At 70.2% G+C, this 22,505-nt stretch carries 31 protein-coding genes; 24 read left to right on the forward strand and 7 right to left on the reverse strand.

Going from position 1 to position 22,505, the window contains the following annotated elements; translation table 11 throughout:
* Both ABD249_RS11440 and ABD249_RS11445 read right to left on the reverse strand, forming a co-directional pair.
* A partial coding sequence (locus ABD249_RS11440; protein ID WP_344343628.1) for a beta propeller repeat protein occupies positions 1–761 on the reverse strand: 761 nt, incomplete at its 3' end.
* Between the two features lie 84 nt (positions 762–845).
* On the reverse strand, positions 846–1,283 hold the full coding sequence (locus tag ABD249_RS11445) for a DUF6153 family protein (protein ID WP_344343630.1): 438 nt from the start codon (positions 1,281–1,283) through the stop codon (positions 846–848).
* 152 nt (positions 1,284–1,435) lie between these two features.
* Between ABD249_RS11445 and ABD249_RS11450 the strand changes: the two genes are divergently transcribed.
* The 13 genes from ABD249_RS11450 (at position 1,436) to ABD249_RS11510 (ending at position 10,950) form a co-directional block, all read left to right on the forward strand.
* A complete protein-coding gene (locus ABD249_RS11450; protein ID WP_344343632.1) occupies positions 1,436–1,648 on the forward strand; it encodes a heavy-metal-associated domain-containing protein in 213 nt (70 codons plus the stop codon).
* Positions 1,645–1,803: a hypothetical protein gene (locus ABD249_RS11455; RefSeq protein ID WP_344343634.1), complete on the forward strand. Its 159-nt coding sequence runs from the start codon at positions 1,645–1,647 to the stop codon at positions 1,801–1,803. Before ABD249_RS11450 ends, ABD249_RS11455 begins: the two co-directional genes overlap by 4 nt.
* Entirely contained in the window at positions 1,800–4,088 is a 2,289-nt protein-coding gene (locus ABD249_RS11460) for a heavy metal translocating P-type ATPase (RefSeq protein WP_344343637.1), read from the forward strand. The genes ABD249_RS11455 and ABD249_RS11460 overlap by 4 nt, the downstream gene beginning before the upstream one ends.
* The gene (locus ABD249_RS11465) at positions 4,085–4,300 is read left to right on the forward strand and encodes a YHS domain-containing protein (RefSeq protein WP_344343639.1); all 216 of its coding nucleotides are present in this window, start codon (positions 4,085–4,087) and stop codon (positions 4,298–4,300) included. The genes ABD249_RS11460 and ABD249_RS11465 overlap by 4 nt, the downstream gene beginning before the upstream one ends.
* A 61-nt stretch (positions 4,301–4,361) precedes the next feature.
* Positions 4,362–6,545 (forward strand): heavy metal translocating P-type ATPase, encoded by a 2,184-nt coding sequence (locus ABD249_RS11470; RefSeq protein ID WP_344343641.1) that lies wholly within the window; start codon positions 4,362–4,364, stop codon positions 6,543–6,545.
* A complete protein-coding gene (locus tag ABD249_RS11475) occupies positions 6,542–6,844 on the forward strand; it encodes a metal-sensitive transcriptional regulator (RefSeq protein WP_344343643.1) in 303 nt (100 codons plus the stop codon). Before ABD249_RS11470 ends, ABD249_RS11475 begins: the two co-directional genes overlap by 4 nt.
* 5 nt (positions 6,845–6,849) lie before the next feature.
* Positions 6,850–7,269 (forward strand): DUF6153 family protein, encoded by a 420-nt coding sequence (locus ABD249_RS11480; protein ID WP_344343645.1) that lies wholly within the window; start codon positions 6,850–6,852, stop codon positions 7,267–7,269.
* 76 nt (positions 7,270–7,345) lie between these two features.
* Entirely contained in the window at positions 7,346–7,945 is a 600-nt protein-coding gene (locus tag ABD249_RS11485) for a DUF305 domain-containing protein (RefSeq protein ID WP_344343647.1), read from the forward strand.
* Positions 7,946–8,078: 133 nt separating this feature from the next.
* Positions 8,079–8,789 carry a CAP domain-containing protein gene (locus ABD249_RS11490; RefSeq protein WP_344343649.1) on the forward strand — a complete coding sequence of 237 codons (711 nt, stop codon included), beginning with the start codon at positions 8,079–8,081 and terminating at the stop codon, positions 8,787–8,789.
* A gap of 181 nt (positions 8,790–8,970) precedes the next feature.
* On the forward strand, positions 8,971–9,324 hold the full coding sequence (gene cmtR, locus ABD249_RS11495; protein ID WP_344343651.1) for a Cd(II)/Pb(II)-sensing metalloregulatory transcriptional regulator CmtR: 354 nt from the start codon (positions 8,971–8,973) through the stop codon (positions 9,322–9,324).
* Between the two features lie 38 nt (positions 9,325–9,362).
* Positions 9,363–9,884, forward strand: coding sequence for a signal peptidase II (locus ABD249_RS11500; RefSeq protein ID WP_344343653.1), 522 nt, complete (start codon positions 9,363–9,365; stop codon positions 9,882–9,884).
* Positions 9,881–10,570 (forward strand): cation diffusion facilitator family transporter, encoded by a 690-nt coding sequence (locus ABD249_RS11505; protein ID WP_344343655.1) that lies wholly within the window; start codon positions 9,881–9,883, stop codon positions 10,568–10,570. Before ABD249_RS11500 ends, ABD249_RS11505 begins: the two co-directional genes overlap by 4 nt.
* 71 nt (positions 10,571–10,641) lie before the next feature.
* Positions 10,642–10,950, forward strand: a complete 309-nt coding sequence (locus ABD249_RS11510; protein ID WP_344343658.1) for a hypothetical protein — start codon at positions 10,642–10,644, stop codon at positions 10,948–10,950.
* A 168-nt stretch (positions 10,951–11,118) separates the two neighbouring features.
* On the opposite strand, the gene ABD249_RS11515 is transcribed toward ABD249_RS11510, so the two are convergent.
* On the reverse strand, positions 11,119–11,460 hold the full coding sequence (locus tag ABD249_RS11515) for an ArsR/SmtB family transcription factor (RefSeq protein ID WP_344343660.1): 342 nt from the start codon (positions 11,458–11,460) through the stop codon (positions 11,119–11,121).
* 84 nt (positions 11,461–11,544) lie between these two features.
* Between ABD249_RS11515 and ABD249_RS11520 the strand changes: the two genes are divergently transcribed.
* Positions 11,545–12,852: an NAD(P)-binding domain-containing protein gene (locus ABD249_RS11520; RefSeq protein WP_344343662.1), complete on the forward strand. Its 1,308-nt coding sequence runs from the start codon at positions 11,545–11,547 to the stop codon at positions 12,850–12,852.
* Here ABD249_RS11520 and ABD249_RS11525 read toward each other — a convergent pair.
* A complete protein-coding gene (locus ABD249_RS11525; RefSeq protein WP_425546323.1) occupies positions 12,849–13,610 on the reverse strand; it encodes an arsenate reductase/protein-tyrosine-phosphatase family protein in 762 nt (253 codons plus the stop codon). The genes ABD249_RS11520 and ABD249_RS11525 overlap by 4 nt on opposite strands.
* On the opposite strand from ABD249_RS11525, the gene ABD249_RS11530 reads away from it, so the two are divergent.
* The 5 genes from ABD249_RS11530 to ABD249_RS11550 all read left to right on the forward strand — a co-directional run bounded on the left by ABD249_RS11530 (position 13,594) and on the right by ABD249_RS11550 (position 17,809).
* On the forward strand, positions 13,594–14,976 hold the full coding sequence (locus ABD249_RS11530) for an FAD-dependent oxidoreductase (protein WP_344343664.1): 1,383 nt from the start codon (positions 13,594–13,596) through the stop codon (positions 14,974–14,976). The genes ABD249_RS11525 and ABD249_RS11530 overlap by 17 nt on opposite strands.
* Positions 14,973–15,359 (forward strand): arsenate-mycothiol transferase ArsC, encoded by a 387-nt coding sequence (locus ABD249_RS11535; protein ID WP_344343666.1) that lies wholly within the window; start codon positions 14,973–14,975, stop codon positions 15,357–15,359. The genes ABD249_RS11530 and ABD249_RS11535 overlap by 4 nt, the downstream gene beginning before the upstream one ends.
* A gap of 226 nt (positions 15,360–15,585) precedes the next feature.
* Entirely contained in the window at positions 15,586–16,536 is a 951-nt protein-coding gene (locus tag ABD249_RS11540; protein WP_344343668.1) for an arsenic resistance protein, read from the forward strand.
* A 197-nt stretch (positions 16,537–16,733) separates the two neighbouring features.
* Positions 16,734–17,630, forward strand: a complete 897-nt coding sequence (locus tag ABD249_RS11545; protein ID WP_344343670.1) for a recombinase family protein — start codon at positions 16,734–16,736, stop codon at positions 17,628–17,630.
* On the forward strand, positions 17,519–17,809 hold the full coding sequence (locus tag ABD249_RS11550) for a hypothetical protein (protein ID WP_344343944.1): 291 nt from the start codon (positions 17,519–17,521) through the stop codon (positions 17,807–17,809). Before ABD249_RS11545 ends, ABD249_RS11550 begins: the two co-directional genes overlap by 112 nt.
* Here the strand turns inward: ABD249_RS11550 and ABD249_RS11555 are convergent.
* Both ABD249_RS11555 and ABD249_RS11560 read right to left on the reverse strand, forming a co-directional pair.
* Positions 17,760–18,221, reverse strand: a complete 462-nt coding sequence (locus tag ABD249_RS11555) for a hypothetical protein (protein WP_344343672.1) — start codon at positions 18,219–18,221, stop codon at positions 17,760–17,762. The two genes, ABD249_RS11550 and ABD249_RS11555, sit on opposite strands and share 50 nt — an antisense overlap.
* Before the next feature lie 507 nt (positions 18,222–18,728).
* Positions 18,729–18,995 (reverse strand): hypothetical protein, encoded by a 267-nt coding sequence (locus ABD249_RS11560; protein ID WP_344343674.1) that lies wholly within the window; start codon positions 18,993–18,995, stop codon positions 18,729–18,731.
* Between the two features lie 89 nt (positions 18,996–19,084).
* On the opposite strand from ABD249_RS11560, the gene ABD249_RS11565 reads away from it, so the two are divergent.
* The 3 genes from ABD249_RS11565 (at position 19,085) to ABD249_RS11575 (ending at position 20,722) form a co-directional block, all read left to right on the forward strand.
* Positions 19,085–19,294: a hypothetical protein gene (locus ABD249_RS11565; protein ID WP_344343676.1), complete on the forward strand. Its 210-nt coding sequence runs from the start codon at positions 19,085–19,087 to the stop codon at positions 19,292–19,294.
* Positions 19,295–19,598: 304 nt separating this feature from the next.
* On the forward strand, positions 19,599–20,273 hold the full coding sequence (locus tag ABD249_RS11570; protein WP_344343678.1) for a hypothetical protein: 675 nt from the start codon (positions 19,599–19,601) through the stop codon (positions 20,271–20,273).
* Positions 20,274–20,341: 68 nt separating this feature from the next.
* On the forward strand, positions 20,342–20,722 hold the full coding sequence (locus ABD249_RS11575) for a hypothetical protein (protein WP_344343680.1): 381 nt from the start codon (positions 20,342–20,344) through the stop codon (positions 20,720–20,722).
* 28 nt (positions 20,723–20,750) lie between these two features.
* Here the strand turns inward: ABD249_RS11575 and ABD249_RS11580 are convergent, their stop codons facing one another.
* Positions 20,751–21,341: a DNA-3-methyladenine glycosylase I gene (locus ABD249_RS11580; protein ID WP_344343682.1), complete on the reverse strand. Its 591-nt coding sequence runs from the start codon at positions 21,339–21,341 to the stop codon at positions 20,751–20,753.
* A 23-nt stretch (positions 21,342–21,364) separates the two neighbouring features.
* On the opposite strand from ABD249_RS11580, the gene ABD249_RS11585 reads away from it, so the two are divergent.
* The gene (locus ABD249_RS11585; RefSeq protein ID WP_344343684.1) at positions 21,365–22,069 is read left to right on the forward strand and encodes an AzlC family ABC transporter permease; all 705 of its coding nucleotides are present in this window, start codon (positions 21,365–21,367) and stop codon (positions 22,067–22,069) included.
* Positions 22,066–22,380 carry an AzlD domain-containing protein gene (locus ABD249_RS11590; RefSeq protein WP_344343686.1) on the forward strand — a complete coding sequence of 105 codons (315 nt, stop codon included), beginning with the start codon at positions 22,066–22,068 and terminating at the stop codon, positions 22,378–22,380. The genes ABD249_RS11585 and ABD249_RS11590 overlap by 4 nt, the downstream gene beginning before the upstream one ends.
* The last annotated feature ends 125 nt before the right edge of the window (positions 22,381–22,505 follow it).

The following is a 22,505-nucleotide window of genomic DNA, read 5'->3' on the forward strand; positions in this document are numbered from 1 at the left end:
GTGGTCGGCGCGCCGGACCACACCTGCCCGTCGGGGGCGACGCCGATGATCTGTCCAGGCTCGGATGGGGAGATGGTGACGAGCAGGGGCGATGACGGTGCGGGGGTCATCGTCATGCCGCCGTCGGAGCTGAGCATCAGTCCCTCCGGCGTCGTCGCAACGACGAGGTTCGCGTCGCCGGCATCGATCGCCACGTCGCGCGCCTCGATGCTGGCACCTGACACCCAGCTCTGTCCTGCATCCGTGCTGACCTGGAGGGCGATGCTGTCGGAGCGCATGGCCACGATGCTGTTCGGATCCGCTGGTGAGGTCGCGAGCAGGTGGAAGTCGGCGTCGCCGGCGGCAGAGATCGAGGCCCACTCCGCGGCCTGGTAGGCCATGAGCCCGACGTTCGGCTGGGAGAAGTCATCCGTGGAGTCGGGGCCGGGGTGACCGGAGGCATAGATCGTCCTGTCCAGGACGGCCAGGCCCATCGCGTCGAATGCCACCCCTCCGAGCAGTTGCGCGTTGCCACCGCTTGGAGGTACCTCGAACAGGCCGCCGTGCGTCGCAACGAGCAGGTTCCCCTCGTCGGAGAAGGCCAGGTCGTGCACGTGTGACGAGGCGGGAGGCGGGTCGAGCGGCGGCTGGGCGGGTGATACGGCACAGGCCGTCGTCGAGATGACGGCGATGGCCGCTGTGGTCGCGACGGCACCGCTGCGGCGGAGGTGATGCCTTCGTCGTGCGGGGAGGTCGGATGGCGCGAAGGCGCGATCGAGCACTATGGGAGTCCTTCAGCAATCAGTGGCAGAGGCCGTGCCGGCGGCAGGCCCGTGGTCGTCCGTCGGAGAGCTCCGACGTGACGATCACGTTCGACTGATGCTGAGTTCGTGCAACGTGGGCGCAGCGACGCGCGCTGCGACCCACCGCCAAGGGAGCGACGGGGAGGCGGGCGGTCGCGTCGTGCGGAAGATCAGGCGGGGCGCGACGATCATCAACGCGATGGCCAGCAGCCCGAGCGCGCACATCGCCTCGACCATGCCTGCGTGGTGGCCGCAGTCCTCGCACGTCGCATCGTCGGCGACGTGCGCCAGCGGAGCCTCGGCCACCGCTGCTGGATGAGCGTGGGGTGGCTCGGAGGCGGCGATCGAGTGCATGCCGATCAGGCCAAGAGCCGTTGCCGTCACGATCAGAGCAAGCGCGACGAACGACGTCGACCGAGAGAGTCGGCTGAGGATCCGCAGCAACGTGGAGCCCGATCTGGGGTCCATGGCGCGCAGAATGCTGCGATCGGAAGGCGCCATGACGGGCGACAGTAGCAGGTCGCCCTATCCGAGATGCCTGCGCCACCGCGCGGCCACCAGCCGCTGAGACGGGTTGACGGTGATACCCCTGGGAGGTATGGTCGATCTGACAGGTACCCCCTAGGGGTATATCGAATCGTCTGGAGGACACCATGGCCACGCTCGAGTACGCAGTCACCGGAATGACCTGCAGCCACTGCGAGAACTCGGTGCGTGAAGAGGTGTCGCAGATCCCCGGGGTCCAGGTCGTCGACGTCGACGCCGCGTCCGGTCGCCTGGTCATCGAGTCGCAGGATGCAGTCGATGACGCGGCTGTGATCGCAGCGGTCGACGAGGCCGGCTACACCGCGACCGCCCGCCCGTGAAGCCCGCGGCACGGCTCGCCCTCTACGGAGTCGCACTCGCCGCCGTCTTCGGCGGTGCGCTCCTCGCGGGCAACACCCTCGTGCCGGATGCGCTGGTCAGCAACTGGACGAGCGCATCCGAGAACGAGGCCATGGAGCACGGAGGATCCCGATGACTGCCGTTGACGAGACCGCCGCCTCGACGCTCGAGCTCGAGATCGGGGGGATGACGTGCGCGTCGTGCGCGATGCGCATCGAGAAGAAGCTGAACCGGCTCGATGGTGTCGAGGCGTCGGTGAACTACGCGACCGAGAAGGCGCAGATCCGCACGCACGGCCCCGTCGACGCGGCAGCGCTGATCGCCGAGGTCGAGAAGACCGGCTACACCGCCTCCGTCCCTGCCGCACCGCAGCCCGAGGGCGACGCGCCGGACGACGAGGAGGGTGGTGAGCTGCGGAGCCTGCGTCATCGCGTGATCGGCGCCACCGTGCTGTCGGTGCCGGTGATCGTCCTGGCGATGATCCCTGCACTGCAGTTCACCTACTGGCAGTGGGCGTCGCTCACGCTCGCCGCTCCGGTGATCGCGTGGGCGGCGTGGCCGTTCCACCGCGCCGCATGGCTGAACCTCCGCCACGGCGCCGCGACGATGGACACGCTGATCTCCATCGGCACGACGGCAGCATTCCTCTGGTCGCTGTACGCGTTGTTCTTCGGCACCGCCGGCATGGCGGGGATGACGCATGCATTCGAGCTGACGATCGCACCGTCCGACGGTGCGGCGAACATCTACCTCGAGGTCGCAGCGGGCGTCACCACGTTCGTGCTCGCCGGCCGCTACTTCGAGAAGCGATCGAAGCGGCAGGCCGGCGCAGCCCTGCGCGCCCTGCTCGACATGGGTGCCAAGGACGTCGCCGTCCTGCGCGACGGTGTCGAGCAGCGGGTGCCCGTGGCGCAGCTGGCCATCGGCGACGAGTTCGTGGTGCGCCCGGGCGAGAAGATCGCGACCGATGGCGTCGTCGTCTCCGGCACGTCCGCCGTCGACGCCTCGATGCTCACCGGCGAGTCCGTCCCCGTCGAAGTCGCCCCAGGCGACGCCGTCACCGGGGCGACCGTCAACGCCGGCGGACGCCTCGTCATCCGCGCCACCCGGATCGGTGCAGACACGCAGCTCGCGCAGATGGCACGCCTCGTGGAGGAGGCGCAGTCCGGCAAGGCCGAGATGCAGCGCCTCGCCGACCGGATCTCCGGCGTGTTCGTGCCGATCGCGATCGCGATCGCGGTCGCCGCGCTCGGCGTCTGGATCGGCGCAGGCTTCCCGCTCGCTGCCGCCTTCACGGCCGCAGTCGCGGTGCTGATCATCGCCTGCCCCTGCGCGCTCGGGCTCGCGACGCCGATCGCGCTGCTCGTCGGCACCGGCCGCGGCGCGCAGATGGGTGTCCTCATCAAGGGCCCCGAGGTGCTCGAGACCAGCCGCGGCATCGACACCATCGTGCTCGACAAGACCGGCACCGTCACGACCGGCACGATGACGCTCACCGGCACGGTGCGCGCCGACGGCGTCAGCGAGGACGAGCTGCTGACGATCGCCGGCGCGCTCGAGGACGCCTCCGAACATCCGATCGCGAAGGCGATCGCCACTGCCGCCCGCACACGCCTCGGCACCCTGCCGGCTGTCGAGTCGTTCCAGAACGTCGAAGGCTTGGGCGTCACAGGCGTCGTCGACGGACATGCCGCGGTGATCGGTCGCGCGTCGCTGCTACAGGACTGGGCGGTGCAGCTGCCCGCCGACCTACAGCACGCGAAGGACTCGGCCGAGGCGGACGGCAACACCGTCGTGCTCGTCGCATGGGACGGACAGGCGCGCGGCCTGCTGCTCGTCGGCGACGAGGTGAAGCCGACCAGCGCCGACGCCATCCGACGCCTCCGCGCGCTCGGCCTCCGCCCCGTGCTCCTCACCGGCGACAACGCAACCGTCGCCCGCCGCGTCGCGGCGAGCGTCGGCATCGACGAGGTCATCGCCGAGGTGCTGCCGGCCGAGAAGGTCGACGTCGTCGCACGCCTGCAGGCCGAGGGCCGGAAGGTCGCGATGGTCGGCGACGGCGTCAACGACGCCGCCGCCCTCGCCCAGGCCGACCTTGGCCTGGCAATGGGCACCGGCACCGACGCCGCGATCGAGGCTGCGGACATCACCCTCGTCCGCGCCGACCTGCTCGGCGCCGTCGACGCGATCCGCCTCTCCCGCCGCACCCTGACGGTGATCAAGACCAACCTGTTCTGGGCGTTCGCGTACAACGCGGCAGCGATCCCGCTCGCCGCGTTCGGCCTGCTCAACCCGATGCTCGCGGGCGCCGCCATGGCGTTCTCCAGCGTCTTCGTCGTCGGCAACAGCCTCCGACTGCGCTCGTTCCGCAGCACCGCCGCAGCACCGCACCCCGCCCCGCTCGAAAGGACCCCCCGATGACCGCCTCCTGCCACGGACACGGCCCCTCCCACTCGACCGCTGGCGCCGACGTCGCCGAGTGCCCCGTCATGCCGGGGAGCTTCATCGCCAAGCAGGACGCCGAGGCCGCCGGCCTCGTCCGCGACTACGAGGGGACCCGCTACTACCTGTGCTGCGCAGGCTGCGGCCCCAAGTTCGACGCAGACCCCGCCCGGTACGCCGCGGCCCACTGACCCGAACACGCAGACAGCCCCGAGCACGCAAGACACATCCGAGCCCACCGGCAGGAGCCCCATGAACACCCACGACCACGCTCGACACGGCACCGACCAGCCGTCGTCGCACGATCACGCACACCACGGTGACGCCGTCGCGTCGGCGCAGGTCGAGCACGCCGAGCACGCGGGCCACACCGCAGCCACCGACACCGAGCACGCCCACCACAGCGGTCACGGCGGGCACGGCGGTCACAGCGGGCACGGCGATCACGTCGGGCAGTTCCGTCGACTGTTCTGGATCATGCTGGTCCTGGCGGTCCCGACCGTGACGCTGTCGGGCATGTTCTCGATGCTCCTCGGCTACGACCTCCCCGACGTGCCGCTGATCGAGTGGGTCTCGCCGGTGCTCGGCACTGTCATGTACCTGTGGGGCGGGTGGCCGTTCCTCACGGGCGCCGTCGCCGAGCTCCGCGCGAAGCAGCCCGGGATGATGCTGCTCATCGCCCTCGCGATCACGGTCGCGTTCGTCGCATCGTGGCTGTCCAGCCTCGGGATCGTCGCCCATGAGCTCGACTTCTGGTGGGAGCTGGCGCTGCTGGTGGTGATCATGCTGCTGGGGCATTGGATCGAGATGCGTTCGCTCGCGCAGACCACCTCTGCGCTCGACTCCCTCGCCGCGCTGCTGCCGGATGAGGCGGAGCGGGTGGAGGACGGCGTCATCGTCACCGTCTCGCCCGCCGAGCTCCGCGTCGGAGATCTCGTCATCGTCCGGCCTGGCGCGAGCGTCCCCGCGGACGGGCGCATCACCGAAGGCACGGCGGAGATCGACGAGTCGATGGTCACCGGCGAATCCCGCACCGTCACCCGCTCGAGCGGCGATGCCGTCACCGCTGGCACGGTCGCGACGGACTCGAGCCTGCGGGTGGAGGTCACCGCCGTCGGCGACGACACCGCGCTCGCTGGCATCCAGCGGCTCGTCACCGAGGCGCAAGCGTCCACCTCGCGGGCGCAGCGCATCGCAGACACCGCAGCGGCCTGGCTGTTCTGGTTCGCGCTCGGCGCCGCCGCGATCACGGCAACTGTGTGGACGCTCGTCGGCGCACCCGACGAGGCCGTCATCCGCACCATCACCGTGCTCGTCATCGCCTGCCCGCACGCGCTGGGCCTGGCGATCCCGTTGGTCGTCTCGATCGCCACCGAGCGCGCCGCACGCGGCGGCGTGCTCGTGAAGGACCGCCTCGCGCTCGAGCGCATGCGCACGGTCGACGCCGTCCTGTTCGACAAGACCGGCACCCTCACCAAGGGCGAGCCCACCGTCATCACCGTGCACCCCGTCGCCGACGTCGACAAGAACACCGTGCTCACCCTGGCCGCCGCGGCCGAAGCGGACAGCGAGCACCCGCTCGCCCGCGCGATCGTCGACGCCGCACAGCGCCGCTCGCTGGCGATCCCGACCGCGACCGACGCGACGTCGTCGCCGGCGGTCGGCGTCACAGCCCTCGTCGACGGGGCCCGGGTGCGCGTCGGTGGACCACGGATGCTCGAGGAGGAAGGGCTCCCCGAGCTGGACGTCGCAGAGGCGTGGCGCCAGGAGGGGGCGATCATCCTGCACGTCGTCGCCGACGGCGCGCTCGTCGGTGCGCTCAGGCTCGCGGACGAGATCCGCGACGAGTCGCGGGAGGCGGTCGACGCCCTCCATGTCCTTGGTGTGCAGGTCGTGATGATCACCGGTGATGCGGAGGCTGTCGCGCAGTCCGTCGCCGCCGAGCTCGGCATCGACCGCGTTTTCGCCGGCGTGCGTCCGGAGGACAAGTCGGCGAAGGTCGCGCAGCTGCAGGCCGAGGGGCTGACGGTCGCGATGGTCGGCGACGGCGTCAACGACGCTCCCGCGCTCGCGCAGGCCGACGTGGGCATCGCCATCGGCGCCGGCACCGACGTCGCGATCGCGTCAGCCGGCGTCATCCTCGCCAGTGACGATCCGCGATCGGTGTTGTCGGTGATCGAGCTCTCGCGCGCCAGCTACCGGAAGATGCGCCAGAACCTCTGGTGGGCGGCCGGATACAACCTGCTGTCGGTGCCGCTCGCCGCCGGCATCCTCGCTCCGATCGGCTTCATCCTGCCGATGTCGGTCGGTGCCGTGCTCATGTCGGTGTCGACGATCGTGGTCGCCCTGAACGCGCAGCTGCTGCGGCGGCTCGACCTTCGGCCCGAGCGCAGCACCGTGGCGATCCTGCAAGATGGGTCCAGGGGGCAGCGATGACGACGATCACGGATCAGCACGAGCACGGCTACATCTCGGACAAGGACCGCTACCTCAAGCGGCTCAAGCGCATCGAGGGTCAGGCCCGTGGCGTCTCTCGGATGATCGACGAAGAGCAGTACTGCATCGACATCCTCACCCAGATCAGCGCCCTCACCAGCGCCCTGCAGTCCGTCGCTGTCGGACTCGTCGACGACCACCTCCGACACTGCGTCCGCGACGCTGCAGCCCAAGGCGGCGAGGTCGCAGACGAGCGCATCCGCGAAGTCTCCGAAGCCATCGCCAGGCTCGTCCGGTAGCACTGATGCGTCCCCTCCGAGCACTCACCGGCCGCCGCCACCTGGCGGTGTGGCTCGGCCTCGCCGTCGTCGTCATCGGCGGCCTGCTCGGCATGCACGCACTCAACCTCCACGCTCAGACCCCCCACGCCACCGCAGCCCACGCCACGACCGCCCATGACGCGGGCGGGGCGGCGCACGCGACATCGGACGACACGTCGCACGCAGCGCTGCCGTGCGACAGCTGTGGCGAGCAGCCTGCCGGGCACGAGGCCGCGATGGCGTGCGTGCTCGCGTTGCTCATCACGCTCCTGCTCCTGCCCGCGCCGCGGCTGTTCGCGGCAGTCGTCGAGCGGATCAGGTGGCTTGCATCGATGCCTGCACGCATCGGCGTCGCTGCAGCCCCAACGCGTTCCCTGTACGAACTCTCGGTGATCCGGACGTGAGGGGCGCGGAGACGACCTCCGCCACCCATCACTCGCCCGCACGGGCTCCCACGATCACACGAAGAGGAAGCACACGATGTCACGCAAGATCGCACTTCTCGCTGCCACCACGGCAGCAGCACTCGCCCTCGTCGGCTGCAGCCAGCAGGCACAGGACGACGACGGCATGGACGGCATGGACCACGGGTCCGGCTCGTCGTCCGAGTCCTCGAACGCCGACTTCAACGACGCCGACGCGATGTTCGCGTCGATGATGATCCCCCACCACGAGCAGGCGGTCGAGATGTCCGAGATGCTGCTCGCGAAGGACGACGTCCCCGCCGACGTCGCCGACCTCGCCCAGCGCATCATGGACGCACAGGCCCCCGAGATCGACACGATGAACACCTGGCTCGACGAGTGGGGCGTCGATGCGTCCGAGCACGAGGGCATGGACCACGGCGACGACGGCATGATGAGCGACGACGAGATGGCAGAGCTTGAGGACGCCACCGGCCCCGACGCATCTCGGATCTACCTCGAGCAGATGATCGAGCACCACGAGGGTGCGATCACGATGGCCGAGGACGAGGTCGCGGACGGCCAGAACCCCGATGCGGTCGACCTGGCGCAGACCATCGTCGACACCCAGCAGGCCGAGATCGAGGAGATGCAGCAGCTGCTGACCGCCCTCTAGGCGGCGACGGTGCGGTGGCCCTGGCTCGCCAGCGTCACCGCACCGCACCGCAAGGAGGCAGAAGCCCTGGTGCAACCCTGGCCGGCACATCGCGTGCTTCAGCGACCGCGGCACCAGCGCTCGTCACCACATCATGAGAATCAATTCATCCCCACTGTTCGCCATCCCCGTGGCGGCTACCGCCGTCATCCTCGTGCTCGCCACGAGCGCCCCCTGGCAGCTCGCGCCGGCCTGGGCCAACGAGACCGCCGCCCTCGAGTACACGAGCGCCGATGCCAGCCTCGGCGTCGACGGCGAAGCGGTCGAATCGCTCGACCGAGACGAGATGACCGTCTGGATCGAACCAGAACCGGAACCAGAACCGGAACCGGAACCCATCGCACCGACCCCAGCGGCCGAGGAACCGCCGGTGAGCAATGACCCCCAGCAGCAGCAGCAGACGGCCCAGGCTCCTCCGTCCGGAGCGCTGGCACCAGTCGCCGGCGGTGCCTCGACCGGCGGGATCCTCGCGGACCTCAATGCTCAGCGTGCCGCGGCGGGCCTCGCACCGTTCTCGACGCAGGACGGACTGATGGGCGTCGCCCAGCAGTGGTCCGTCAACCAAGCACAGAGCGCCAGGATGTACCACAACCCATCATTCGGCGGCCAGGTAGCCGCCGTTGGCTGCGGCGGTGCGACGGAGAACGTCGCATCCGCGATGGGCTCCATCTCGCCCGTGGGCGCATGGATGAACTCGCCGCCCCACCGGGCGAACATCCTCGGCAACGCAACCCACATCGGGGTCGGAGCAGCAACCTCCGGCAACGGGCTCACGTACTACACCCTGAATTTCGCGAGCTGCTGACGACCGGGGTGGGGGCGGTGGGGCTGGCACACGCGGCCTCACCGCCCCGCCGCATCCGGGCACCGCATGGATGAGCTGGTTGGGCGTTCCACAAACGATCGGTTCTGGCACGTTGCCGATTTCAACAAGTGCGTACACCCACGCCCGCGTTAATAGTCACCATGCGCTGTATAGTCATCGAGTGCTGACTATCGCTTCTCGTCTCGATGTCATGAACAGGCTCGGCCGTGCGCTGGCCGATCCGACGCGGTCCCGGATCCTCATGACGTTGCTGGAAGGTCCGAGCTACCCCGCCGTGCTCTCGCGGGATCTGGAGCTCGGGCGTTCGAACGTGTCGAACCATCTGACGTGCCTGCGCGACTGCGGCATCGTCGTCGCCGAGCCCGAGGGGCGTCAGACGCGGTACGAGATAGCCGACCCGCACCTCACGCAAGCGCTGACCGCTCTCATCGACACGACCCTCGCCGTCGACGCGGAAGCACCCTGCATCGACCCGTCATGCTCGGTCTTCGGCTGCTGCACCCCCACCCCGTGAGTAGTCGAACAGCCCCGGCCGCGGCCCGGGTGACCGGCGTGGTCGTGGTCATCGCGGTGGCGTTGGGCATCGACCAGGCCACGAAGGCACTCGCACTGACTCAGCTCAGCGATGGCAGGACGGTGCCACTCGGGTGGGGTGTGAGCTTCGAGCTGATCTTCAATCCCGGTGTCGCGTTCGGACTCGGCGCCGGGCTCGGCCTCCCGTTCCGTCTCGCGGTCACCGCTGGCGCGATCGCGCTGGCGGCATGGGTCATCACGCTCGCCCTGCGCGGCACCCGCACGCGCGGCCTGCCCCTGCTGGCCGTCGCCGCGGGCGGCGCGCTCGGCAACGTCTGGGACCGCCTGACCAGAGCCGAGGACGGGGTGCTCAGCGGCGAGGTCGTCGATTTCATCGCCGTCGACTCGTTCGCCGTGTTCAACGTTGCGGACGTCTTCACCACCACAGGACTGCTCGGATGGGTCGCACTCCTCATCCTCCGCCCCGCACCACAGACCACCCCTGACAATGCCGACCAACCCCGACCCTTGATCCCCGAATCGAAGGAGACGCCGCGATGACCGGCACCATCACCGAAGCCCGCCGCAGCGTCCTGCACCGCCGCGTGCGGCTCATCGTCGCGTTCACGATCACGTACAACGTGATCGAGGCCGTCGTAGCGATCTGGGCAGGAGCGCTGGCATCGTCCGCCGCGCTGATCGGCTTCGGCCTGGACTCCATCGTCGAGGTGCTCTCAGCCCTCGCCGTCGCCTGGCAGTTCACCCGCAAGAACCCCGAGCGATGGGAGAAGGCCACCGTCCGCGCGATCGGCATCGCGTTCTTCGCACTCGCCGCCTACGTCATCATCGACGCCGTGCTCTCCCTCACCGGAGCTCAAGACGTCGACCACAGCCCGCTCGGCATCGGCATCGCCACCCTCAGCCTCATCATCATGCCCGCCCTGGCCTGGCTCGAACTGCGCACCGGACGAGAGCTCGGCTCTAAGAGCGTCATGGCAGATGCCAAGCAACTGCTGCTGTGCATCTACCTCTCCGGCACCGTCCTCATCGGACTGCTCCTCAACACCCTCTTCGGCTGGGCCTGGGCCGACTCCATCGCAGCCCTCGTCGTCGCCGTCCTCGCCATCCGCGAAGGCATCGAAGCATGGCGAGGCGACGTCGAATCCCCCTTCGAGATGCTCGGCGAGATGAAAGCCGGCGACAGTTTCGACGAGGAAGAGGCTGGGCCACCTGCAGCTTCGCCGTAGCCGACAACCTGGCCGGCAAGGAGAATGACGGGACGCAGAGTGTTCGGCGTCAACGAGGGCAGGAGCGGACGATGAGGGTCGAGGTCTTGACGATCGAAGGATGTCCGAATGGGGCGGCTGCAGCCCGCCACCTCGAGGCCGCGCTGACAGCAGAGGGCCGCGCAGCGTCCGTCGAGCTGCGGCTCGTCTGCACTGCCGCAGAGGCAGCCACGTCAGCTTTTGGCGGCTCGCCCACCATCACGATCGACGGCGTGGACTTGTTTCCCGAGGGTGGCAGCGTCGACGGGCTCGCCTGCCGCGTGTACGCGACACCTGCCGGACTCGCGGGAACGCCGTCAGTCGATCAGATCCGCGCCGCGATCCGAGTACTTGATGACTGATGAGACAGCCGTGCAGTGCTCGTGCTGCGGCAAGGTGTACGCGCGCAAGAAGGTGCATGCCCTCGACGGTGGCGCGGCCTCTATCTGTCGGCGCTGTGGACTCTGGGTCGCGCTGCGGCCTCGCCGCGATCCCACAGCTTGAGACGCCCACGACTCAAGCGGGGAGGCTCACAGCGTTCGGAGCGCGGAGGCTGCGTGCTCGAGGGCTCCGTCGGCGATCGCGTAGTACGCCCACTTGCCGCGCTGCTCGCGCGTGATGAAGCCCGCGCTGCTGAGGATCTTCATGTGGTGGGACACGGTGCCTTGCGAGAGTCCGACGGGGTCGGTGAGGTCGCAGATGCATGCCTCGCCGTCCTCGCTGGAGGCGATGAGCGAGAGCAGACGCAGTCGCGTCGGATCGCCGAGCGCCTTGAACGACGCCGCGAGGTGCTCAGCCTGCTGGGGCTGCAGCGCCGCCTCCGCGGTCGGGCTGCAGCAGGCGGCGATGACAGCCGTGGCGGGTGAGCTCATGCATCCACCCTGCCACACGCATTGACATTCGTCGATGGATGGCACAGGGTCGATGCATCGATGTTCTTCGATCTTAGGAGTGGCATGTCGAACCTTCCCGTCCTCATCGTGGGTGCTGGGCCGCAGGGCCTCGCAGCTGCGGCGCATGTGCTCGAGCGCGGCCTCGAGCCGATCGTGCTCGAGCGCGGCGAGACGGCAGGATCGGCGGTGGCCGAGTGGGGCCACGTGCGGCTGTTCTCGGCGTGGCCGGAGCTCGTCGACGCCGCCGCGGCCCGACTGCTCGAGTCCACGGGCTGGCGGTTCCCAGCGCACGGCTACCCGACGGGTGCTGAGTGGGTGAGCGAGTATCTGCAGCCGCTGGCTGAGGCGCTCGGGGATCGCGTCCGCTACGGCAGCGAGGTCACGAGCGTCACGCGCCGCGGCCGGGACAAGCTCGTCGAGAGCGGGCGTGCCGAGCAGCCCTTCGTCGTCCGAGTGCGCGGCATCGCCGGCGAGGAGTTCCGCATCGAGGGGCAGGCGGTCATCGACGCCAGTGGAACATGGTCGACACCGGGACCCGCGGGTGGCGACGGCGTGCCGGCGATCGGCGAGCGCGCCGCGGCTGAGCGCATCTCGTATCGCATCCCCGACGACGTCGACGCGCTCGCCGGGCAGCACGTGGTGGTCGTGGGCGCCGGGCACTCGGCGACCCATGCCGTGCTGCGGCTGTCGGCGCTCGTCCGTCAGGAGCCGACGACGCGCGTGACATGGGTGCTGCGCCGAGCTGCCGCCGGTGGCGTGTTCGGCGGTGGCGCCGCCGATGACCTGCCCGAGCGGGCGGTGCTCGGCGGCAAGGCTCGCCGCGCCGTCCAGTCCGGCCGTGTCGCGCTCGAGACCGGCTTTCGCGTCAGCGAGATCCGCGTCGACGTCGACGGCGCCACGGTCGTCGCCGACGACGGCCGCGAACTGACGGATGTGGCGCGCGTATTCGCGCTCACGGGGTTCCGGCCCGACGCGTCGATCCTGTCGGAGCTGCGGATCGCGCTCGATCCGGCGCTCGAGGCGGTCGCGGGCATCGCGGCCGACATCGACCCGAACCTCCACTCGTGCGGCTCGGTCGGCGCCACCGGCGCTGCCGAGCTCGCACAACCCGAGGCGGGCCTGTTCATCGTCGGTGCGAAGTCGTACGGACGCGCCCCGACCTTCCTGGCGCTGACCGGGTACGAGCAGGTGCGCAGCGTCGTCGCGCACCTCGCCGGCGACGACGAGGCTGCGGCACGCACCGAGCTCGTGCTGCCCGACACCGGCGTGTGCGGCGGTGCCGGCGACTTCGACGCACCGGCAGGTGGCGGCTGCTGCGCGCCGCCGGCGCTCATCCAGATCGGCCGAGCGCCTGCAGGCGCGTCCATCTAGGCCGGCGCGAGCCGCTCCGCCAGGACGTCGACGCGGGCCGCGAGGTCGTCGAACGCGGCATCGTAGGCCGCGTCCGTGCCGGCGGCGCCGGGCGCGGGCACCGACCAGTGCAGCTCGGCGCCGCGCTCGAGCACCTCGTGCGCGGCGTCGCAGACGGTCACGATGAAGTCCGTGTCGGCCATCACGTCCTGCACGTGCTGCGGCGTCGCGCCGGCGAGGTCGAGCCCGTGCCGCTCGGCGACGGCGATGGCTCCTGGCGACACGCGCTCGGCAGGCTTCGTCCCCGCCGACGCGGCGGGGATCTCGCTGCGCTGCCGCCAGAGTGCGGCGGCCAGCTGCGACCGCGCGGAGTTGCCCGTGCAGACGAACACCACCCGTCGAGCAGCGGCCGATGCCGACGGCCCGAGTCCCTCGCTGGCGGCGGACGTGAGGTGCACGTAGCTGCGGCGGCGGTCGCCCTCCGATCGCGTGCGCACGATCATGCGCTCGCGCTCGAGCACGCCGAGATGGTGCGCGATCAGGTTCGAGGCCATGCCCAGGCGATCTTGCAGCTCGCGCGGCGAGAGGTCGCTCAGCGTCAGCAGGTCGACGATCCGCAGCCGTGCAGGGTCGGCGAGCGCGGCATGCCGTGCCGCGCGCGCCTCGAGGTCGCTTCGCTCACTGTTCATTGACTCAATCTTGACTGAGCGAACGGAAGTCGTCAAGATGTGGTCGCACCCACTCCTCGATGGAAGGCCTCTCATGCACCTCGTCGCCATCGGCGGCAGCGACGCGGGGATCTCCGCAGCGCTGCGCGCACGCGAGCTCGACCCGTCCGTCGACGTCACCGTCGTCGTCGCCGACGCCTATCCGAACTTCTCCATCTGCGGCATCCCGTACTACTTCTCGCGCGAGGTGCAGCCGTGGCAGTCGCTCGCGCACCGGACGCACGCCGACCTCGAGGCGACGGGCATGCGGCTGCGGCTGAACACGTTCGCGACCGACATCGACGTCGATGCGCGGGCGCTCACCGTCCGCGACGAGGACGGCGGCCTGTCGCAGATCGGCTACGACGAGCTCATCGTCGGCACCGGCGCGCTCCCCTCGCACGCCGGCATCGCCGGGCTCGACGCCCTCACACCCGACGACGGCGTCCACGTCATGCACTCCATGGGCGACACCTTCGCCCTCGAGCGCTTCCTCGACGACCGCGACCCCAAGACCGCGATCATCGTCGGCGCCGGCTACGTCGGACTCGAGATGGCGGAGGCCTTCACCGTCCGCGGCCTCGCCGTCACGCAGATCCAGCGCGGCCCGGAGGTGCTCTCGACGCTCGATCCCGAGCTCGGCGCCATCGTGCGCGCAGAGCTCGACGACCACGGCGTCGACGTCCTCACCGACACCACCGTCGCCGGCATCGAGCAGACCACCGCAGGCCTGACCGTGCACGGCACCCGCCATGGCGAGCCCATCGTGCGCACCGCCGACGTCGTCCTCGTCGTCGTCGGCGTCCGCCCGAACACCGACCTGCTCGAGCGCGCCGGCGCACGCCTCGGCGCCGGCCGCGCCGTGGTCGTCGACGACGCCATGCGCACCGGACTGCCGAACGTCTGGGCCGCCGGCGACGGCATCGTCACCCACCATCGACTCCTCGGCGAGACGTACCTGCCGCTCGGTACCACGAGCCACAAGCAGGGCAGGACCGCCGGCGAGAACGCGATCGGCGGCGACGCCCGCTTCGCCGGCAGCGTCGGCACGCAGGTCGTGAAGGTCTTCGACCTCGTCGCCGCTCGCACCGGCCTGCGTGACCACGAAGCCATTGCAACCGGCCTCGCACCGCGCACCGTCAGCGCCGTCGCCGACGACCACAAGCGCTACTACCCCGGCGCGCAGCCCATCACGATCCGCATCACCGGCGACGAGCGAGACGGCCGACTCCTCGGCGCACAGCTCGTCGGCCGCCTCGGCACCGAGACCGCCAAGCGCGTCGACACCTATGCCACCGCCCTGTTCGCCGGCCTCACGGTGCAGCAGGTCAGCGACCTCGACCTCTCCTACACACCCCCGCTCGGCTCACCCTGGGACGCCGTCCAGGTCGCCACCCAGCAGTGGAGCCGCACCCTCGCCCTGGAGCTCACCGCATGACCACCCCCACCGTCCTGTTCCTCTGCACACACAACGCCGGCCGCTCGCAGCTCGGCGCCGCCCTGCTCGAGCACATCGCAGGCGACCGCTACGCAGCCACCTCCGCGGGCGTCGCACCGGCAGACGCCGTGAATCCCGCGATCGCCGCCACCGTCGCCGAGCTCGGGCTCGACATCGCACACCGCGTGCCCCGCAAGGTCACCGCCGAGATCGTCGACAGCGCCGACGTCGTCGTCGCCATGAAGCCAGGCCTCATCATCCCCGGCACCCCCAGGCGGCTCATCGAGTGGAGCTTCCCCGACCCTGCCGCATGGGACGTCGAGAGCGTCCGTCCGCTCCGAGAGGCCGTCGCAGCCGCCATCGCCAACGAGTTCGACGACTGAGCCCGGGCCATCCTCGCCCCGCGACGTCGGACCGCGCTCCACGGTCTAGCGTTCGATGCATGGTCTCCACGCGCGCCACCCACGTCAGCGCGCGAGGCGGCCTGCGTGTAGCGGCACCGCGCTACGACGCACGACGCTGCCTGGTGCCATCCGCCCATGTGGGGACCACCGGCCTCCTCGAGCCCGGCGCCACCGCATGACGCACGCCTCCGCGTTCGCGTCCTGGATGGAACGTCACCAGGTCGTCCTTTACCTCGCAGCCATCGCCGCAGGCATCACGACCGGGTTGCTGGCGCCAGACACGCACCCACTCGACATCGCGATCAACCCGGCGATCGCGGTGCTGCTGTTCGTCACCTTCCTCGGTGTGCCGTTTGCGAGAATCGCGCAGGGCTTCCGCGACGTACGATTCCTCAGCGCGCTGCTGCTGCTCAACTTCGTCGTCGTGCCCGTCGTCGTCTTCGGCCTCTCACGCTTCGTCGCGCACGATGATGCGCTGCTGCTGGGCGTGCTGCTCGTCTTGCTCACCCCGTGCATCGACTACGTGATCGTGTTCGCAGCCGCCGCCGGCGGCGCGCACGAACGCCTCCTCGCCGCAGCCCCCGTGCTGATGGTGCTGCAGCTGCTGCTCCTACCCCTCTATCTGCTAGTCATCGCAGGCCCGGCCGCGACCGAGAACGTCGAGCCGGCACCATTCATCGAGGCGCTCGTGCTGCTCATCCTGATCCCGCTCGCTGCGGCAGCGCTCACGCAGTGGGGCGCGCGGCGCGTCCCTCACGTGGCGACCGCTTCTGCGGGTGCGCTGCACGCGATGGTGCCGCTGATGATGCTGGTGCTGTTCGTCGTCGTCGCGTCGCAGACGCCGACGATCGCCGCCGATCCGCAACCGCTCATCGGGCTCGTGCCGCTCTACATCGCGTTCCTCGCGATCATGGCCGGCCTCGGGTTCCTCACCGCGCGGATCGCACACCTCGACGTCCCGCGCAGCCGAGCACTGGTGTTCAGCGGCGCCACGAGGAACTCGCTCGTCGTCCTCCCGCTCGCCCTCGCACTCCCCGTCGACCTACGCCTCGCCGCGGCGGTCATCGTCACCCAGACCCTCGTCGAGCTCGTCGGCATGGCCGTGTACGTCCGCCTGCTCCCACGACTCATCCCCGAGCGCTCGGCAACGAGCTAACCCGAAACCACTCCACCTCACACTTGCGACGTGCGCGAGCGTGCCGAAAGCCGTTCCAAAACCCCGCTCCGATTGCTTCGCGTACCGAATCCCTCCGAGGTTGTGGCAAAGCGTTTCGGTTTCTGGGGCGGCTCAGTGCCGGAAACCATCGTTTTCGGCACATCGCTTGGTGACGCGAGAACGGTCGCGACACGCCGATGCCAGGTGTACCGAAACGCTGCATCGAAACCCATTTTCACCGGAACGCAGCGCCGCCCGTTTTCGGTACGTTCTGGGCGCACCCACTCCGCGAGGGCAACGGACGCACCACCATTCTCTTCCTGCACGACGTCGCGCAGCACTCGCGGTCCCGGCTCGACTTCGGCCGCGTCGACCCGGACACGTGGAACGCGAGAGCCGACGTGAGCCGTCCACGGGATGTTCTCTCGGGTACGACGTACCCGCACGAGATTGCGCCGCTGTTCGAGGCGATCGCGACGCGCCGAACCACCGGCGAGCAGTCCGACGACGTGGCGATCGAGGGCCTAATCGCTCGACTCATCGCCAGCACTACCCCGAGCCCGGGTACTCGTCACTACCGGCCGGTGGTCGGTCGGCGCCGGCCGCACGTCGCAACGGCGACGGGCCAGGACGTGAGGCCGGAGGAGTGGAGCGGTGACGATCATCGGCTACGCGTGCGTCTCGACGCGCGACCAGAACCCCGCCTCGCATGTGCCGAGCTCGAGGCCGCCGACTGCACACGCGTCTACGTCGACCATGGCGAGTCGAGCCGGCACGCGCAGCGGCCGCAGTGGCTCGCATGTCTCGATCGCCTCGAGCCAGTTGACGTGCTCGTGTTTCGCGCGCTCGATCGGATCGCCGGCACCGAGCGCATGGCGATCGACACCCTCATGCAGCTGAAGGATCGTCCCGTCGAGGTGAGTGCAGCCTCACGGAGTCAGCGATCGATACGACCACCGCGGCCGACACGTTCGTCTGGTCGATCACGGCCGCACTCGCGCAGCTGCGCGTCGACACCATCCGTGAGAACACCCGCCGCGGCCTTGGCCATGCGCGCGCCCAGGGCCGCATCGGCGGCCGGCCCAAGGTCATGACGCCCGAGCGCGTCGACGCAACCCTGACGATGCGAAAGGACGGCGACAGCATCCGCAAGATCGCCTGCGTGCTCGATGTCGGTACCTCGTCAGTCGTGCGCGCGCTCGACCGAGAGCGGTCGGTCGGGCCTAGCGGGCGGTCTGGGAAGGACTGTGCACTCGCCAGATTGCACGATTGATGGCGACAGCCGCGCCGGCGACCGCCGCCGACCATGTGCACGCGACGGCATACATCCACCACTCGGCGTCGACGCGGAAAGGCACTGTCACGCCAACGACGCCAACAACGACAAGGGATGTTGCCATGAGCAGGCCGGCGGCGACCCAGTCTCCGATCGAACCAGCTCGGTGCACGTGGACGAGGACACTCGTCGTGGCCGCGATCGCCCCGACCAGAGCTCCCGACACCAAGGTTGGGATCCAGACGAACCAATAGATCACGACCGACCCAAGTGCCAGCATCAGATCTCCGCGACGTAGATCCTCAGCTGCAGCTTGCAGCGCGACGATCCCCACGGCGATCGCCGCTGCAGCCGTCAACCACGCGGCTGCACTTCCGGCAGCGCGGAGCGGCCAATCAGTGGCATGCATCCGTCAGTTCTCCCGTATGCCAACGGTCGTGGAGGATCAGGCTCGGCGCTGCACGCGCGGATGGTCCGACATGTGCACAGCGAAGAGGGACGCGGCGACGGAGAGAGCGATGACGATCGCGTACACCCACCACCACACCTCTGGGCCTGGCCGCCCGGGCAGACCTGCGACTCGTACGAGAACGATGAAGCTGCAGGTCAAGGTCGCTCCGGCAACGATGTGCGTTTGCCGGCGCCCAAGCCGTGTCGAGATCGCGTCGCTGAGAGCCCCGGACACCGCACCCGCGGCGAGTCCGACGAGCACCGTGGGAGCCCAGAGCCACGCGTAGATCAACATGCCTCCGAGGATCCTCTCCGGAGGCGTCTGCCCATTGATCAGCAGCACCGTCGTCGCTTGGATCAGCGCGACGCACAGAGACGTCGCAACGCCAGCGCAGGTCCAGACGACGACTTCGGACGCTTGCGAGCGTTCACCTGATCCTGCGCTCAAGGAGTTCCTCTCGTGCTCTCACGTGGGGAAGCGGGCCCCAAGCGATGCGCTCCGTACCCTCGCGCTCATCGAACCCAGCGCCGCGACGATCAGATCGCTGGCCGCGAGCCAGACCAGGCCGCCGATGGGAAAGAGCAGGACTGCAGCGACAAGGAGCACGATTCGCTGTTGCGGTATGAGTCGTCGATCGATGACGATCCGATACACGCCCAGGACGCCACTGGCTAGCAGCGCAAGCGAGCCAGCGATGCCGAGTGCGCTGACCGCGACGAGCGACAGATCCATGGGCGGAACGTAGCACTCGTCGCTGCGCGCAGCACGATGACGAGGCGGTGACGGGACTGTCTCCCAGGCTCGACTGTCAGCGTCCAGGCATGTCGATCCTCACGGCCCTCGTGCCCGGCCTGGTCATCGGGACGGCTCTGGCGTTCGCGCTGTTCGCCGTCATCCTCGCGGTCCTGGTGGTGCGCAGCCGCGGCTCGGATGGACGCATCCCCGATCAGATGCGTGCCACGTTGCTCGCCAGCATCCTGTGCGCGCTCGGGGCAAGCCTTCTGTCGATCGTCTCGATCACGGTCTTCTAGGTCGCCGATTCCGAAGCCCGCGATGGAGGCTGACAGTGATCCAGCGCACAGCCAGGAGCGACAGGAAGGATCGGCGCCATGGACACCCTGCTCTGGGTCCTCATCGCACTCGGAACGGTCGGACTCCTCTGCACCTTCGCCTACGCCGCCTACCTTCGCCGCCACCCCGAGAGCCCTCCGGACCCGAAGCGCACGGGGATGCGCGTTGGTATCCCTTCAGGCGTCACCGGAGCCTCCGCGCGCTACCCCTGCCGAACGTTCTCGACCGATGCATCGGATGTCCGACTTCCGGGAGAGGCTCGCAATGGATGATCGTCGAGCGGCGCTGCTCGTCGCCGGCATCGCGCTCGTCGTCCTCGGCCTCGTGACGACGACGCTCGCTCGCGGGACCGTGCTCGGCATCGCCAGCGTCACGGTCGGCGTGCTGCTCGCCGTGTCGGCGGGCACGCGGTGGATCGTCGCCGCACGGGCACGCCCACCCCGATCGTCGGGCCCGTTCGGTGAGGAGCGGGAGCGAGCGGTGCCGGGCATCTCGTTCTGGAGGTGGGGGAGCAGGTGCGGCTGGGGCACGACGCCCTGGGGCGTCGGCGCTCGCGTCATCCTGTTCGCCCTGCTGGCGGGGGCCGCCGCGATCGTGCCCGACCTCTCCGTCGAGGTTCCTCCGTGGACCGGGCTCGTCACCGTGCTCGTCGTCAACACGCTGCTCTTCGTGCCAGCGTGGGTCATCGAGCGGCTCACCCGGCCGGGCCACATCCTGCCGCGCGGCGTCGACCTCGCGATCGTCCTCCCGGCGGCAGGGATCTGGTTCGCCGTCGTCGTCGCGCTGCAGATGGGTGCGGGACGGGAGTGGGCGTCGGCGATCGCCGTCGTGCTGCTGATCGGCGGCGTCGTCGCCGCGGTCCTGCTCGCGCGGAGCGAGCGCCGGTCCGCGGACGAGCAGGGTCTCGACGAGTCGACCGCCGCGGACTCCCAGCCGTGATGCGAGGTCCGCAGACCGGATGGGACCACGCCCTCGCGCCGCGCGCCGATGGGGCATCACACTGGGGCATGGCGACCGTCACGATCGACCGCGACCACTACGGGCAGCTGCTGCTCTCGGCGGGCCAGGACCACGCCGAGGCCACGGCGACCGCGATCGGGAACGGCGCCGGCGGCGGACCCGGGCCCTCGTTCGCGGCGCTCGTCGCGGACGCCTTCGCCGTCGATCCCGCTGCCGCCGACGAGCTCGCCGACGCCTACCGCGATGCCCTGCGGGAGCTCTGCGGCACGCGCGGGCTCGCCGTGCCCGACGACGACGCGATGCTCGACGGCATCCGGCGCGACCTCCGGCCGCGACGGCACCCGGGCGTCTCGCTCGAGGCGCTCGTGGCGCATCTGGGGCGGGAGCGCGACGCATCCCGTGCCGCAGCGGCCGTCGAGGACGGATGATCCGCGTCGGCCCCGACGCGGCGATGCGTCAGGCCCAGACGCCGCTCGAGCCGCGACGGTGGCTGCCGACGAGGTGGGTGTCGACGATGCCGATCGCCTCCATGAGCGCATGCATCGTCGTCGGGCCGACGTGGGCGAAGCCCGCCGCGCGCAGCGTCTTCGCGAGCGCGATCGACTCAGGACTCGTCGTGGGCACCTCGGCGGCCGTGCGCGGCGCGGGCGTGACGGCGGGACGGGCGGCCCACACGAGCTCGGCGAGGCCGCCGGCGTCTCGCAGCGCGATGGTCGCGCGCGCGTTGCCGATCGTCGCGTCGATCTTGCGGCGGTTGCGCACGATGCCGGCGTCGCCGAGCAGGCGCTCGACGTCGGCGTCCCCGAACCCCGCGACGACGTCGGGGTCGAAGCCCGCGAACGCCGCCCGGAACGCGGGACGCTTCGCGAGGATCGTGCGCCACGACAGCCCCGACTGGAACGCCTCGAGCGACAGCCGCTCGAAGACGCCGCGCTCGTCGCGCACCGGCAAGCCCCACTCGGTGTCGTAGTAGTCGCGCAGCATCGCGTCCTGCGACGTCCACGCCGGTCGGGCGAGCCCGTCGTCGCCCACCACCAGATCGCCCATGCGTCCGAGCCTAGGCTTGCCAGGTGACCCGACCGCCGCGCTCCGTCGACGAGCGCCGCGCGATCCGCCAGGGGATCTCGGTCGCGATCGCGACGGCCGCGTACGGCATCTCGTTCGGTGCGCTGTCGGTCGCGAGCGGCCTCGACGTCTGGCAGACGTGCGCCCTGAGCCTGCTGATGTTCTCCGGAGGCTCGCAGTTCGCGCTCGTCGGCGTGATCGCCGGCGGGGGAGCGCCCGCGACGGCCGTCGCCTCCGCGGCGATCCTCGGCGTGCGCAACGCGCTGTACGGGCTGAGCGTGCGGCCGTGGCTCGGCGTGCGCGGACCCATGCGCATCCTCGCGGCGCACCTCACGATCGACGAGTCGACGGCCGTCTCCCTCGCGCAGACCGACCTCGGTGCGCGGCGCGTGGGCTTCTGGGTCACGGGCGTCGGCATCTACCTCGGCTGGAACCTCACGACCCTCGCGGGCGCCCTCGTCGGCGACGTGCTCGGCGACGCGCGCATGTGGGGCCTCGACGCGGCGGCCGCCGCCGCGTTCGTCGGCCTGCTGTGGCCGCGCCTGCGCTCGCGGCAGGCCGTCGCGGTCGGCGTGGCGAGCGCCGTCGTGGCGGCGGCGCTCGTCCCGGCCCTGCCCGCGGGCATCCCCGTCCTGGTCGCCGTCGTGGTCGCGCTCGTCGTCGGCTGGACCGACTGGCTCGGCGCACGCCCCACGAAGGCGGCGGCATGACGACGTGGCACGTGATCCTGCTGGCGTCGATCCTGGTCGCGGGCACGAAGGTGCTCGGCCACCTCGCGCCCGCCGAGCGGCTCGAGGGCCCGCGGCCGCGGCGCATCCTCGAGCTCGTCACCGTCTCGCTCCTCGCGGCGCTCGTCGCGGTGCAGACCCTCGCGACGGGCACGGCGCTCGTGCTCGACGCGCGCGTGCCCGCCGTCGCGCTCGCGATCGTGCTCTACCGGCTGCGCGTGCCCTTCCTCGTCGTCGTGCTCGCCGCGGCGGCGACGGCGGCGCTCCTGCGTCGGCTCGCCGGCTGGCCGTGACGTGGCGTCGTGCAGGGAAGGTGACGTAGAGTGCCGGGCATCCCTCGGGTGCACGGGCGGCGCGTCCAGGACGATCGCGTAGTCTGAACCTGCACTCGAACCTGAGGCCCTGACCGGGCCGATCA

This window comes from Agrococcus versicolor (assembly GCF_039531815.1).
Taxonomy (GTDB): domain Bacteria; phylum Actinomycetota; class Actinomycetes; order Actinomycetales; family Microbacteriaceae; genus Agrococcus; species Agrococcus versicolor.